Annotated in this window: 13 protein-coding genes; all 13 read left to right on the top strand. The window is 46.6% G+C overall.

What is annotated here, in order from left to right:
* The first annotated feature begins 4 nt into the window (after window positions 1–4).
* The 13 genes from ilvB (at window position 5) to DHBDCA_RS04390 (ending at window position 13520) form a co-directional block, all read left to right on the top strand.
* Entirely contained in the window at window positions 5–1756 is a 1752-nt protein-coding gene (gene ilvB, locus DHBDCA_RS04445; protein WP_015042972.1) for a biosynthetic-type acetolactate synthase large subunit, read from the top strand.
* Window positions 1756–2235 (top strand): acetolactate synthase small subunit, encoded by a 480-nt coding sequence (ilvN, locus tag DHBDCA_RS04440; RefSeq protein ID WP_015042971.1) that lies wholly within the window; start codon window positions 1756–1758, stop codon window positions 2233–2235. Before ilvB ends, ilvN begins: the two co-directional genes overlap by 1 nt.
* A gap of 34 nt (window positions 2236–2269) precedes the next feature.
* Window positions 2270–3265, top strand: coding sequence for a ketol-acid reductoisomerase (gene ilvC / locus DHBDCA_RS04435; RefSeq protein ID WP_015042970.1), 996 nt, complete (start codon window positions 2270–2272; stop codon window positions 3263–3265).
* Window positions 3266–3670: 405 nt separating this feature from the next.
* The gene (locus DHBDCA_RS04430) at window positions 3671–5206 is read left to right on the top strand and encodes a 2-isopropylmalate synthase (RefSeq protein ID WP_015042969.1); all 1536 of its coding nucleotides are present in this window, start codon (window positions 3671–3673) and stop codon (window positions 5204–5206) included.
* Between the two features lie 134 nt (window positions 5207–5340).
* On the top strand, window positions 5341–6615 hold the full coding sequence (leuC, locus tag DHBDCA_RS04425; RefSeq protein ID WP_015042968.1) for a 3-isopropylmalate dehydratase large subunit: 1275 nt from the start codon (window positions 5341–5343) through the stop codon (window positions 6613–6615).
* Window positions 6608–7096 carry a 3-isopropylmalate dehydratase small subunit gene (locus DHBDCA_RS04420; RefSeq protein ID WP_015042967.1) on the top strand — a complete coding sequence of 163 codons (489 nt, stop codon included), beginning with the start codon at window positions 6608–6610 and terminating at the stop codon, window positions 7094–7096. Before leuC ends, DHBDCA_RS04420 begins: the two co-directional genes overlap by 8 nt.
* Window positions 7089–8147, top strand: coding sequence for a 3-isopropylmalate dehydrogenase (gene leuB / locus DHBDCA_RS04415; RefSeq protein WP_015042966.1), 1059 nt, complete (start codon window positions 7089–7091; stop codon window positions 8145–8147). The genes DHBDCA_RS04420 and leuB overlap by 8 nt, the downstream gene beginning before the upstream one ends.
* Before the next feature lie 205 nt (window positions 8148–8352).
* Complete coding sequence (locus DHBDCA_RS04410; protein ID WP_015042965.1) at window positions 8353–8784, top strand: MarR family winged helix-turn-helix transcriptional regulator; 432 nt, start codon at window positions 8353–8355, stop codon at window positions 8782–8784.
* A gap of 55 nt (window positions 8785–8839) precedes the next feature.
* Window positions 8840–9868 carry an epoxyqueuosine reductase gene (locus tag DHBDCA_RS04405; protein ID WP_015042964.1) on the top strand — a complete coding sequence of 343 codons (1029 nt, stop codon included), beginning with the start codon at window positions 8840–8842 and terminating at the stop codon, window positions 9866–9868.
* A 719-nt stretch (window positions 9869–10587) separates the two neighbouring features.
* Window positions 10588–10773 (top strand): hypothetical protein, encoded by a 186-nt coding sequence (locus DHBDCA_RS04400; protein ID WP_041225764.1) that lies wholly within the window; start codon window positions 10588–10590, stop codon window positions 10771–10773.
* Between the two features lie 237 nt (window positions 10774–11010).
* On the top strand, window positions 11011–11175 hold the full coding sequence (locus DHBDCA_RS15575; RefSeq protein WP_015045134.1) for a hypothetical protein: 165 nt from the start codon (window positions 11011–11013) through the stop codon (window positions 11173–11175).
* Window positions 11176–11393: 218 nt separating this feature from the next.
* Window positions 11394–12683: a group II intron reverse transcriptase/maturase gene (gene ltrA / locus DHBDCA_RS04395; RefSeq protein ID WP_015042961.1), complete on the top strand. Its 1290-nt coding sequence runs from the start codon at window positions 11394–11396 to the stop codon at window positions 12681–12683.
* Window positions 12684–13109: 426 nt separating this feature from the next.
* Window positions 13110–13520 (top strand): hypothetical protein, encoded by a 411-nt coding sequence (locus tag DHBDCA_RS04390; RefSeq protein ID WP_041225763.1) that lies wholly within the window; start codon window positions 13110–13112, stop codon window positions 13518–13520.
* Window positions 13521–13760: the final 240 nt, after the last annotated feature.

The raw sequence follows: 13760 nt of genomic DNA, 5'->3' as shown, positions 1-13760 counted from the left end.
ATGAATGGATAAGTCCAAAGAAGACGCCTTAATAGCCAGAGACCCTGAAATTACCTGGGAAGACGAAGAAAGTCTTGCTTTGGATAATTATAATGGCGCCAAAGCGCTGCTCGACGTACTGGACCAGGAGGGGGTAGAGCTGATATTCGGGTATCCCGGCGGATCTTTGCTCGCACTGTATGATGCGCTTCTGGACAGCTCGATCCGTCATATCCTGCCAAGACATGAGCAGAGTGCTGTTCATGCTGCCGATGCCTACGCACGGGTCAGCGGCAAGGTTGGTGTCTGTCTGGCCACCTCAGGTCCGGGAGCCGCCAATATGGTCACAGGAATTGCGAATGCGTATATGGATTCCATTCCGCTTGTGATCTTAACCGGTCAGGTATCGACCCATTTGTTGGGGACGGATTCTTTTCAGGAAGTTGACATTACGGGAATCACGATGCCGATTACGAAGCATTCCTATCTGGTCAAAGATGCCAGAGACATTCCGCGTATCGTGAAAGAAGCGTTTTACATTGCGAGTACAGGACGTCCGGGTCCGGTCCTGATCGATCTGCCGAAGAATATTATGGCAGCAGAGGTCACTGAGCCTTATCCATCCAAAGTAGCGCTGAAAAGCTATAAATTTTTTACCAAGGGAAACCCCGGTCAGATTTCTGAAGCAGCCAGAGTACTGGCCCAAAGCAAAAAACCGGTTGTTTATGCCGGGGGAGGCGTCATAACCTCCGGAGCCGGCAAGATTCTTCAGGAAGTACTCGAAAAAACCAATCTTCCTGTGGTCACGACGCTGATGGGCATTGGCAGTGTCCCATCTAAACATCCGAATCATTTAGGGATGGTCGGAATGCATGGAACCATTACGGCAAATCTTGCCGTAGATGCGTGTGATTTACTGATTGCGATCGGTGTCCGCTTTGACGACAGGGTCACGAGCGGGCTGAAACACCGTTTTGCTACGAAGGCAAAAATCATTCATATCGATATCGACCCTGCCGAGATCGGCAAAGTCATCCGGGCACATATCCCGATTGTCGGAGATGCCAGACTTGTGCTGGAAGAGTTCCTTACCAAAATCAATCCGCCGGCTATTCAGGATTGGTGGAACGAACTCAGGAGCTGGCAAAAGGAATACCCGTTAAGCTATGAGCAGGATGGCCGCCTCAATCCGCAGACGATTTTGGAAGCGATGGGGAAAATCAGCGGGGAAGAAGTAATCGTGGTGACGGATGTCGGTCAGCACCAGATGTGGGCGGCCCAATTCTGTCCGATTAATCAAGAAAGACATTTTATTACCAGTGCGGGTCTGGGAACGATGGGTTTTGGTCTTCCGGGTGCAATTGGCGCCCAGTTTGCGAAACCGGACAGTCTGGTCTTTCTGGTTACCGGAGACGGTTCTTTACAAATGAGCATCCATGAGCTCGCCACCGCGGTCCAATATCACCTTCCCATAAAAATAGTCCTGATGAATAACGGGGTTTTAGGCATGGTTAGGCAGATGCAAAAAATGCTCTTTAACGAGCGTTTCAGCCAAATCCAGCTGGATGCCAATCCTGATTTTGTGAAACTCGCTGACGCCTACGGGATCAAAGGGCGCAGAGTCGAGCAGACCGACCAGGTTGAAGACGCCTTGAAGGAAGCTGTTGCAACCCCCGGACCTTTTTTGTTGGATTTCACGATCTCACCGGATGAAGTTGTACTTCCTTTTGTCCCTGCCGGGCAGGGAATTACAGAGATACTGGAGGGGAAGGAATAATGCTGCATACACTCGCTGTAATGGTTGAAAATGATCCGGGGGTCCTGGCCCGGGTATCAAGCCTGTTTTCCCGGCGGGGCTACAATATCTACAGCCTGACGGTATGTCAGACTGAAAATCCGGGCCTTTCCATGATGACGATCGTGGTCGAGGGTGACAGCCAGGTCATTGAACAGGTCACCAAGCAGCTGCATAAACTGGTTGTCGTTCATAAGGTGACCAACCTGAGTCAGGAGTCCGTGGTGAACAGGGAGCTGGCCCTGATCCGGGTCAAGGTTAAATCGGATACACGGCTCGAAGTACTCCAGACGGTAGACATCTTCAGGGGCAGAGTCGTTGATATGGGCAAAAATAACCTAACGATCGAGCTTACTGGAGATGAAGATAAGATCGATGCGTTTGTCAGAACGATGCGATCTTACGGCATTCTCGAACTTGTCAGAACCGGTAAAATTGCAATTGCCCGATCCGATAATTAAAATGAAGAAATAATAAATGAGGAGAGTAAATAACATGGCTAAAATGTATTATGATCAAGATGCTGATATGGGACTGCTGAAAGGAAAAACGATTGCGGTAATGGGTTGGGGAAGCCAGGGTCATGCCCAATCACAGAACCTTAAAGATTCCGGTTTAAACGTCATTGTGGGCTTGCGCAAAAACAGCCCAAGATGGAAAGAAGCCGAAGAAGCCGGTCTGACGGTGATGACGGTTGCTGAAGCAGCAGCCAAAGCAGACTTAATCCAAATCCTTCTGCCTGATGAGACCCAGAGCAGGATCTACCGGGAAGAAATCGAACCGTCGCTCACTGCCGGAAAAGTACTTTGCTTTTCACACGGTTTTAACATTCATTTCGGTCAGATCGTGCCGCCGGCTAATGTCGATGTGATCATGATCGCTCCGAAGAGCCCGGGACATCTCGTACGTCGAACCTACACTGAAGGTGCAGGGACACCGGGACTGATCGCCGTCTATCAGGACGCTACCGGCAACGCCCACCAGATTGGTCTTGCTTATGCCAAAGGGATTGGCTGCACCCGTACAGGGCTGATTGAAACTACGTTTGCTGAAGAGACCGAAACCGATTTATTCGGTGAACAGGCAGTACTTTGCGGCGGCGCTTCAGAATTGGTCCGCGCCGGTTTTGATACACTTGTAGAAGCCGGTTATCAGCCGGAAATTGCTTACTTTGAGTGTCTGCATGAACTGAAATTAATTGTCGACCTGATGTATGAAGGTGGAATCAGCCGGATGCGCTACTCCGTTTCCGATACTGCCCAGTACGGAGACCTGATGGTCGGCAGACGGATCATTACGGAAGAAACCCGCAAAGAAATGAAGAAAGTTCTTTCTGAAATCCAGAACGGGGAGTTTGCCCGCAAATGGCTCTCCGAAAATCAGGTTGGACGTCCGGTATTCAATGCCATAACTCGCAGGGATGCCGAACACAAAATTGAAAAAGTTGGCCAGGAGCTTCGTTCCATGATGCCTTGGCTTAAGAAGAAATAAGTCACCAATAAATATTTTGTTTTTTTGAGCGGGTCTGGGGCTCACAATACCGCTTTTCGGCTGTTGTGCCCTCCATGGCACAAACAGCCGCGCTCCGCATCCGTGCTCCGCTTATCGCGAAACTGTGAGCCCCAGACTGATCTTAAGTAAGATACAGTAGTTATTTATATCTAGAATGTTATACTTGCATGTTGATTTCAAAGTGTATTTCTTAGAATAATTTAACGTATATCTTCAGAGATCAGTCTCCGTAATATATAGCCAGCGTAAGCGGAGCAAGGAGTGCGCAGCGCGGCTTTTTGAGCCAGGAGGGCTCAATTGCCGTAAGCGGCTATATATTACGGAGACCTACCCGGAAAAAATCTTTATGTATAAAATTGATTCGAAGCGCAGGGGGTGGATAAGGTGAGACGGATTGAATTTTTTGATACGACACTGCGGGACGGGGAACAGTCTCCCGGCGTTGCGCTGAATATGGAGGAGAAGCTGCAGATTGCACGTCAGCTGGAAAAGCTGGGCGTGGATATCATTGAAGCAGGTTTTCCAATCACTTCTCCGGGCGATTTTGAGGCCGTATCTTTGATCGCCGAAAAGGTTAGAAATACGACCATTGCTGCGCTTGCCAGGGCAGAAGCCAAGGATATTGAAAGAGCCTGGGAGGCAATTCATATTGCAGAAAGCCCACGAATCCATACGTTTATTGCGACATCTCCGATTCATATGCAGTACAAACTCAGAAAAACACCAGATGAGGTGTTGGAACGCGCTGTCTATGGGGTCAAACTGGCAAAATCCAAAGTTAGTGATGTAGAATTCAGTGCTGAAGATGCTTCGCGCAGCGACATAGATTTTTTGGCCAAAGTATTCTCACTGGTCATTAAGGCTGGAGCTACTGTGATCAACATCCCGGATACCGTCGGGTATGCGATGCCCGCAGAATTCGCTCAGTTTGTCAAAGCGATCATGGACAAAACCGATGGCATTGAAAAAGTCAAAGTAAGCGTCCACTGCCATAATGATCTCGGACTGGCCGTCGCGAATTCCCTGGCCGCGGTTAAGGCAGGCATTCATCAGATTGAATGTGCGGTCAACGGCCTCGGAGAACGGGCCGGGAATGCTGCGCTGGAAGAATTGGCCATGGCGCTGCATACCCGGAAAGACCTTTATGAGGCCGAGACAGGTATCATCACTCGGGAGATTTCCCGGACCAGCAGTCTGGTCAGCAGACTGTCCGGTATGAGGGTCCAGCCAAATAAAGCGATCGTAGGTAAGAACGCTTTTGCGCACGAATCAGGCATTCATCAGGACGGGGTTCTCAAAGAACGCAGTACGTATGAAATTATGTCCCCGGATGCCATCGGACTGGACATGAATACGATTGTCCTCGGCAAACATTCCGGGAGGCATGCGGTCAAACAGTCTCTGGACGACCTGAGCATAGAAGTCAGTGAGGAACGCTTTGAGAAGCTTTTTGAAGACTTCAAAACCCTTGCTGAAAAGAAAAAGATTATCACGGAAGCTGATCTTTATGCGCTTGCTGAAACGCAGGAGGCAGAGGAAACGCTGGCCTTAAATTACTGGCAGATTCTAAGCGGCAATAACTTGAAGCCTACGGCAACGATCGGCTTAGAGCTGAAAGATGGGAAAGAGCATCATGGTGAGCTGGTGAAAGCTGCTTATGGCGACGGTCCTGTAGCGGCTGCCTATAAGGCGATCGATAAGATCGTCGGGATTGAAGGAAAACTGCAGAATTTCTCGTTACAGGCGATTGACGTCGGTGAAGATTCTCAGGGTGAAGTGACCGTAACGGTTTCATTCGGTGATCACACTGTTGCCGGCCGGGGTGTCAGTCCGGATATTATTGAGGCCAGCGTCAAAGCGTATGTCCAGGCTGTCAACAGGGCACTCAGCAAAGGCTGGATCAGCCTGAAGCAAAGATAACAGCAGAAGACAAAACAGGCCGCGATGATGCATGATTGAGGATACTTATCATCTCATCTCGCACGTACTGAATGTTCACGCAGATGAGATAATATCATATGAACAGGAGCATAGGCAAAAGGAGGGTATTGCCCATGGGTATGACGATAAGCGAAAAAATTCTGGCAGCCCATGCCGGAGTAGATAAAGTTGTTCCCGGAGAAATCATCAATGCCAAATTGGATATAGTCTTATCCAATGACGTTACGGCTCCGGTGGCGATCAAGGAGTTTGAAAAGTTAGGAATTGAAAAGGTATTTGACAAGGAAAAAGTAGCGTTGGTACCCGACCATTTCACCCCGAACAAGGATATTGCCTCCGCGGAACAATGCAAAACTGTCAGGGAATTTGCTCGGAAACATGAGATTAAACATTACTGGGATACCGGAAGAGTCGGCATCGAGCACTGTCTGCTCCCGGAACAGGGCGTGGTTCTACCCGGTGACCTGATTATCGGCGCCGACTCCCACACCTGCACGTATGGCGCACTCGGCGCTTTTGCGACCGGCGTCGGCAGTACCGATTGCGCAGCAGGGATGGCCACAGGTGAGGCTTGGTTCAGAGTCCCCGAAACTTTAAAATTTGTTTTTCACGGTACTAAGTTTCAGCCCTATGTCGGCGGCAAGGATTTGATTCTGTATATCATCGGCAAAATCGGCGTTGACGGTGCCCGCTATAAAGCGATGGAATTTGCCGGAAACGGCATCAAAGCACTCTCTATGGACAACAGGCTGACGATGTGCAATATGGCAATCGAGGCCGGCGGCAAGGCCGGGATCATTGAACCGGACGAGATTACGCTCGAGTACGTCAAAGCAAGAGCAAAAAGAGATTATAAAGTCTATCATAGCGACCCGGATGCCGTATACGAGAAAGTCTACGAATTTAACACAGAAGATATTCCGCTGCAAATCGCTTTCCCGCATCTCCCGGAAAACACAAAATCCGTGGATGAAGCAAAGGGTTTGAAAATAGACCAGGTTGTGATCGGCTCGTGCACGAACGGTCGCCTTGAGGATCTCGAAATTACAGCCAGAATCATGAAAGGGAAGAAGATCCATCCGAATATCCGCTGCCTGATTTTCCCGGGCACCCAGGATATCCTGCTTGAAGCGATGAGCCGCGGCTGGATTCAGACCATGATCGAAGCCGGAGCAGCAGTCAGTACGCCGACCTGCGGGCCATGTCTGGGCGGCCATATGGGGATTCTGGCCAAAGGTGAGCGGGCACTGTCCACCACAAACAGGAACTTTGTAGGCCGGATGGGTCATCCCGAAAGCGAAGTATACCTGTGCAATCCGGCAGTCGCTGCGGCTTCAGCCATATGCGGACAAATCGTTCATCCGAGGGAGGTCGTTGATAATGGGTAAAGCTTGGAAATTCGGCAATGATATTGATACGGATGTCATCATCCCGGCCCGCTATCTGAACCGCTTTGAACCGGAACATCTCGCCGCCCACTGTATGGAAGATGCGGATGCTTCTTTTGCGGCCAACGTGAAGCCAGGGGATATTATGCTTGGCGGCAAAAACTTTGGCTGCGGATCTTCCAGGGAACATGCTCCGCTGGCGATTAAAGCTGCCGGTGTCAAAGCCATCATCGCAGAATCCTATGCGCGGATATTTTACCGGAATGCGCTGAACATCGGGATGCCGATTCTGGAGTGTCCGGAAGCTGTCAAAGGCATTGAGTCCGGTGACGAGATTGAGGTCGATCTTCAGAACAGCACGATTCGAAACGTCAGCAAGGGAACAAGTTTTCAGGCAACTCCCTTTCCGCCATTTATGCAGGAACTGATCAAAGCCGGTGGGCTGGTTCCGTACGTAAAGGAGAAAAGAAAGAATGCCTAAAATTGCCGTATTACCCGGTGACGGGATTGGAAGAGAGATCATCCCTGAAGCACTGAAAGTGCTTCAGGCAGTATTAAAAGACTGCCCGGTCAAGTTCGAATTCGACAGTTATCTGATCGGCGGAGCCGCAATCGATGAAGTCGGCAAAGCGCTGCCCGCCGAAACACTGGATGCCTGCAAGAAGGCCGACGCGGTGCTTTTAGGCGCGATCGGCGGACCAAAATGGGATACACTGCCGGCTAAGGAAAGGCCTGAACTCGGCGCGCTTTTGCCGATCAGAAAAGAACTCGGTCTCTTCGCAAATATCCGTCCAGTCAAAATGATTCCTTCGCTCATTTCAGCTTCCACCTTAAGGGAAGAAGTTGTCAGGAATGTGGATATGGTTGTGATCCGTGAGCTGACCGGTGGGATCTACTTCGGCGAAAAGGGAAGAAACGAAAACCCAAAGGCCGCATATGATGTTCTGCTTTATAATGAAGAAGAAGTCCGACGGATCATTGAGCTTGGTTTTGAAACTGCCAGAGGCAGACGGAAAAAGCTTTGTTCGGTCGATAAGGCCAATGTGCTCGAGTCTTCTCGTTTCTGGCGGGAGATTGCTGAAGAAGTGGCCAAGGAATATCCGGATGTCGAACTGACGCATATGTATGTTGATAATGCTGCGATGCAGCTCGTGCGTTATCCGGAACAGTTCGATGTCATCGTGACGGAGAACATGTTCGGAGATATCCTGACCGACCTGGCTTCGATGCTCGGCGGCTCGATTGGGATGCTTGCTTCAGCCAGCCTGAGTGGCAAAAAAGGACTGTATGAGCCAGCTCACGGTTCCGCGCCGGACATTGCCGGCCAGAATAAGGCAAATCCGCTGGCGACCATCCTTTCGGCTGCGATGATGCTGTGCTATACGTTTGACCTGAACGATGAAGCCGGCAGAATTGAAAATGCTGTGGCCAAAGTGCTGGATCAGGGTTACCGGACGGCTGACCTGGCCAAACCCGGCGATAAAGTGCTTGGGACCAAAGAAATGGGAGACGCAGTGGTGGCTGCGCTGTAAGGCTTAACGATGATTAAGAATAAGACCGCTATGATTGTTGAAATCATTGCGGTCTTTGATTTTCTTTTGTGTCATCCGTGACAAAAGGCCGTGTAATTTGAAAATTTCAAAGCAAATAAGGTTCTTTAATGTAATGTTGACAACATAATCATTTTATAGTAGCATGCATATAGTGTATATACACTACATAGAGGTGACTTACTATATGAAGAACAATGAAAAGAAGCCGTCAATCTGTAATTGTCTGAATTTACGTAGGGCTGCTTCGGCAATTACAAAAATATATGATGAAAAGCTGGGCCCAAGCGGATTGACAGTCAGCCAGTATTCAATTTTGAAGCATCTAAAGTTTTTTGGTCCCATCAGTGTCAGTGACCTGGCTATAAAAATCAGGTTGGACAGGACGACTTTAGTCCGTAGCTTTAAACCTCTGGAAGCTGCATCCTTAATTATTGATGTTTCTCAAAAAGGCACCCGAAACCGTCAGCTTCAATTAACCCAAAAAGGGATTGAGAAATACATTGAGGCGAAATACCTGTGGAACGATGCGCAGAATTTCATTGAACAGGAACTTGGAAAAGAAAATATTGAAAAATTAACATCTCTCCTTTCCGTGATTGAGAGGTTGGGATCTTAATTTGCCTTATTCGTGTATATACACATAAACTATGTTATATAAGGAGAGCAAAATCATGCGTGTAGAGAATTTGATTCAGGATAAGGCTTATGAATTCGGTTATGAAAAGTGTGGGATTGTCCGTATTCAGGATTTAGAAGGTTATGATAAATGTCTAAGGGAACGTATCGATAAAGTCCCCGCCTCGAAGATGTTCTATCGGAGCCAAAGCCGTTTGACGGATCTGCAAGGGCGGTACCCCTGGGCAAAATCTGTTATCGTCGCTGTTTCTCATTTCGGACATTATAAAGCACCTGAGCAGTTAAAAGGTCATATCGCTAAACACTATCTATTTGACGGACGTGTCAATACGGAATCTAAGGAATTCAAGAGAAGCGTTGCGATGGAACAATTTCTGCAGGACCTGGGACTCAAAACAGCCTCAAACCGGAATTTTGGCATCGTCGGATTGCGCTGGGCGGCCATGAAGGCCGGGCTTGGAATCATCCGCAAAAATAATTTCTTTTATACGGAATCCGGTTCCTGGGTAGGACTAGAAGCGTGGATTACCGACAGGGATATGGAACTGGTTGAATCAACCAATTTACCGATTTGTCCTGAAGGCTGCTCCAATTGTATCAAAGCCTGCCCCACCTGTTCTCTTTCATCGCCTTATACAATGAATCCGCTCAGCTGTGTCTCCTTTCTTACCACTTTTGGCGGCCGTGATTTGGCAAACGATCCTCTCGGCAAGAGTATTGGAACCTGGATCTACGGGTGCGATGCCTGCCAGGACGCATGCCCGATGAACAGTGGCAAATGGACGGAGAAGGATGAATTCCCCGGTGTCTTAGAAATATCGCTTTGTCTTACACCAGAAAATATAATGAAAATGGAAGAAGAATTTTATAAGCATAACATACAGCCAAAATTCTTTTACCTTTCTCCGGACGAATTATGGAAATGGAAAGTAAACGTATTGAATTTCATGCGGAATAATTATCAGGAAAGCTACAAGCAATATATCTTGGAGGCATGCAATAATGAAAATGAAAAGATTCGCGATATAGCACAGATGATCTGCAAAGATATCTTCAATAGATAATCAATTAAACGGGCTTAAACAAAGAGAATAAGGAAGACCAATGCAAAGAGACTGTAACGATGGTTGAAATCGTTACGGTCTTTTGATTTTGGGAAAACACCTTAAAGCCATTGCCAATTGCTTCACTTTGCGAAAAGTAAGATTTAGTTAAGCTTTATTAGCCTTATAAGGCCTTTACTTTTCTTTTCGGCTACTGTCCTTCCAAAAATATTCTGGGCTTCACAGGGCAAATACTCAAATAGACCTCTAGTTGAGGTTGAGAGGCAATAATACTATAGCAAGTGGACTAAATTTTCAGACTTTTGGGGGGATTGCCTTTGCCGCCCGGTCCGATGATTTGAAAAGCTGTGATTATTTGTTATTTGTTCTTTTCAATATTTAGAAGGTAAAGAGAATAAATATAAAGGAAATTAAGGGATAATGTGGAATTAACGTTAAGAAATGGGTCTAAGATCAGTGATATTTATTTATATAATGTCCGTAATGATAGTCGACTTTTTGATGATTGATTACACTTAAAGGAAATATTCCCGAACCATGTTCGGAAATACCACCAAATATAGATATAATACGAAACTAGTTCGGAAAAAAACGTTCTACGACATATCGTGCAAAGGCCGCGCCATCCTTGGCGCGGACGAAAGGAATTTGTAGTATTTCTTTGCAGTAGTAGGATTATGTGCAATTACACATTCTTAATAAATATATAAAAGGAGAGTTTGATAAAGGTTATATGGGTTAGAAGTAATGGAAAAATGATAGGTGCAAAAGAAGATGACGGTTTGGATATCGTAAACAGGTATTTAGAAGAAGGCTGGAAAGTTAAGCATATATCTGCATGTGCTTTAGGCGAAAGCATAAACACAGGACAGGCATATATTGTTATTGAAAAAGATGTTGATTAGTGTAATTTTTAAATATTAATGTGCATCATTCTAATTTTGCGCATTAGAGGCATTACGGGTGAATTCAAGGCAGCGCCGTCCGTGGCGCTGCCTGAGTCTGAGGGGCGTGCCCAGCTAAGCACGCATTATCTAACTGGTGGAAGTCCAGTCGGGGTAAGTGCCAAGGCGCCCCGTAGCTAGGATGCCTGCGTAGAGAGAAATCTGTGCGTAGAGGCGCATCGACAGAAGTACCTTTCAATGAAAGGGCGAGCAAGTCACCAGACCGTAACATCAAGTGAATCTTGCCGCGTCGTCAATCAGGCCTCGCAAGGGGAAAAAGAGGAGCCGAGTCTCGCCCTCATGGACGAAGGCCATGGAAGATGCAAAGAACTTGGAGCAGCATCGAAGAACCTCTCGGCGTAGAGAGAGCGGTATGGTAACAAAGATAATGCAGTGAACTGGGGAGACCCTACTCTGCACAAGGGAACTTGTAAAGAGAGAACCTATAAGCCAAAAGGTGAAATGGTAATTTGCAGGAAGGGAGTCGGAGGAGGCCATAGTACCCAGGAACAGCAGGACAACACAACCTGCTGGAGGGAAGGGCCTCTGCTTTGTTCAAGCAATTCGAGGAGGTAAGAATAGTGAATGCCGTAAGGCTAACTACACCCAAAGAAAAAGTTCAAGAACTCCAAGAAAAGCTAGGTTATGCAGCCAAGGAGAGCAAGAAAAGAAGATTTCACGCACTGTATGACAAGGTTTACCGGTGGGATGTACTGGAAGAAGCATGGCGTAAAGTAAGAGCCAACAAAGGAGCAGCCGGCATCGACAAGCAGACATTAAGTGACATCGAAGAAATGGGAGTAGAGAAATTTCTCCTAACATGCCAGCGCAGCCTAAAAGAAAACAACTATCGACCTATGCCGGTACGCAGACAGTATATTCCCAAGAAAGACGGAAAAATGAGACCCTTAGGAATCCCAGTCATCCGAGACAGAGTCATTCAGATGGCGGTCAAACTGGTAATCGAGCCAATCTTTGAAGCAGATTTCCACGAATCATCCTACGGCTTTAGGCCAAAACGCAGTGCCAAACAAGCCCTAGACCGAGTGAGAAAAGCCTGTAACCGTAAAGGTAACTGGGTATGCGACGTTGATATCCAGTCTTACTTTGACAACATTAACCAGGAAAAACTGATGAAGCTAGTCGAGATGCGGATCAGCGATAAGAAAGTATTGAAACTCATAAGGAAATGGTTTAAGGCAGGCGTTATGGAAGAAGGGGTAATTACCCGAACAGACATCGGAACCCCGCAAGGTGGAGTCATTTCGCCGCTATTATCCAATATCTACTTAAACGTACTTGACCTATTATGGGAAAAGCATGGTAAAGAGAGTGGAGAACTAACAAGGTACGCTGATGACTTTGTGATTATCTGCAAAACCAAAAAGGACGCAGACAAAGCAATGGTTATCGTGCAGGCCATCATGAAAAGACTGGATTTAACCTTACATCCCACGAAAACAAGACTTGTTGGGATGTGGACCGGGGAAGAAGGCTTTGACTTTTTAGGGATGCACCATCGGAAAACCAAAGCAGAAACATCAAAAGCGCAGGTATATTACACGACTCAGCAATGGCTGAGTAAGAAGGCAGAACAACATATACGGGATGAGATTAAACAAAGACTGGCTCCACCGTCAGCACGAATGCTCTCAGTCGAAGACCATGTAGAATATCTCAACCCCAAAATCCGTGGATGGAAGAATTATTATGCCACGCCATACAGCCATGATAAAATGGCGAAACTGGATTGGTACGTTCTTGAGCGATTCTGCCGTTACTATACCAAGAAAACAAAAAGACGCCGCACAAGCGTATGGCGTCAAGTGGGTGCGATGTTAAAACAGCATAATCTTTTAAAACTTGCATAACCGAAAGCTCATAAATGACGAACATCGGAAAGCCGTATGAGGGAAAACCTCACGTACGGTTTGATGAGGAGGGGCTGATAACTCAGCCTTTCACTCTACCACGATACGTCGCAGAACAGCGAATTTGCAAAATCTGAGAGGATATGAATGTAATAACCAGACTTCGCAAATTCGCAGGACGTTAGGCGACAGACCATGCGGAAGGCCGCGCATCCATGCGCGGATTTGGAAAGACTGTAGATGGATTTTTCATTAATGAACACTCGTTAGATAATGTGATAATATCGTAAAAACTGATTTAAGAAATAAATGGATTTAATCATTTTTTAATTTTATACAAATCGTAGGTGCATAAAAGAGAATTAAATATTTTATAGAATAATTAATTTAATTTTAAGGTTAAATTTATGGATGGAGGGTATTTAAATGTCTAAGATAAATCGAAAAATAAGCATTCAATGGGCAAAAAGAGGAGTTCTTATATCTGTTATAATAATTTTGATTCTTACCGTATTAGAGTTTCCACCTCCGATTGGCTTTGAAACTAGACCACAAGGTGATGTCTCAATGTTTTGGCTAGTATTTTTTATTCTTATTTTAGTCACCGAAATAGCAACCATTCCATTGATTTTCAAACGTCCAAAACTTGGAGTAAAATTTGCCATCGTTGCAGCAGTCCTCAACATCCTCCAGATTTTCGCTGACCAACTACACCTTATGCAACCTGAGGTTGCACCCCTTGCATATTCAATACTTGAGTATTCAGTTGGAGTGGTCGCTTTGGCACTTATTTATTTTGCCTGGAATGTAAAAGGTGATAGAGAAGAAATGAAATAGTAAAATGGTTTAGTTGAGTCGTATTATTCTTATTTATTACATCAATATAGTGCGAGGGAACGTTTAAGGGACTCCCGTCCATGGTCGTCTCTGAACTTGGGGGCATGGTCCATCGCCTAACAGCGAACTCCCAAAATCTGAGAGAATATGAATGTAATATGCAGACTTCGGGAGTTCGCAAGCCGTTATCGGAAAGATGAGGCAAGGCCGCAGCGTCCTGCGGCGGTTATTAACATTTAG

The organism is Dehalobacter sp. DCA, from assembly GCF_000305775.1.
GTDB classification, from domain to species: domain Bacteria; phylum Bacillota; class Desulfitobacteriia; order Desulfitobacteriales; family Syntrophobotulaceae; genus Dehalobacter; species Dehalobacter alkaniphilus.
The sequence above is the reverse complement of the archived record's forward strand: the minus strand, read 5'-3'. Positions and strand labels throughout refer to the sequence as shown.

Excerpts from the sequence above, each read along its gene's own strand:
- ilvB (WP_015042972.1), top strand. The coding sequence starts at position 5 with ATGGATAAGTCCAAAGAAGACGCCTTAATAGCCAGAGACCCTGAAATT.
- ilvN (WP_015042971.1), top strand. The coding sequence starts at position 1,756 with ATGCTGCATACACTCGCTGTAATGGTTGAAAATGATCCGGGGGTCCTG.
- ilvC (WP_015042970.1), top strand. The coding sequence starts at position 2,270 with ATGGCTAAAATGTATTATGATCAAGATGCTGATATGGGACTGCTGAAA.
- leuC (WP_015042968.1), top strand. The coding sequence starts at position 5,341 with ATGGGTATGACGATAAGCGAAAAAATTCTGGCAGCCCATGCCGGAGTA.
- DHBDCA_RS04420 (WP_015042967.1), top strand. The coding sequence starts at position 6,608 with ATGGGTAAAGCTTGGAAATTCGGCAATGATATTGATACGGATGTCATC.
- leuB (WP_015042966.1), top strand. The coding sequence starts at position 7,089 with ATGCCTAAAATTGCCGTATTACCCGGTGACGGGATTGGAAGAGAGATC.
- DHBDCA_RS04410 (WP_015042965.1), top strand. The coding sequence starts at position 8,353 with ATGAAGAACAATGAAAAGAAGCCGTCAATCTGTAATTGTCTGAATTTA.
- DHBDCA_RS04405 (WP_015042964.1), top strand. The coding sequence starts at position 8,840 with ATGCGTGTAGAGAATTTGATTCAGGATAAGGCTTATGAATTCGGTTAT.
- DHBDCA_RS15575 (WP_015045134.1), top strand. The coding sequence starts at position 11,011 with ATGAAAGGGCGAGCAAGTCACCAGACCGTAACATCAAGTGAATCTTGC.
- DHBDCA_RS04390 (WP_041225763.1), top strand. The coding sequence starts at position 13,110 with ATGTCTAAGATAAATCGAAAAATAAGCATTCAATGGGCAAAAAGAGGA.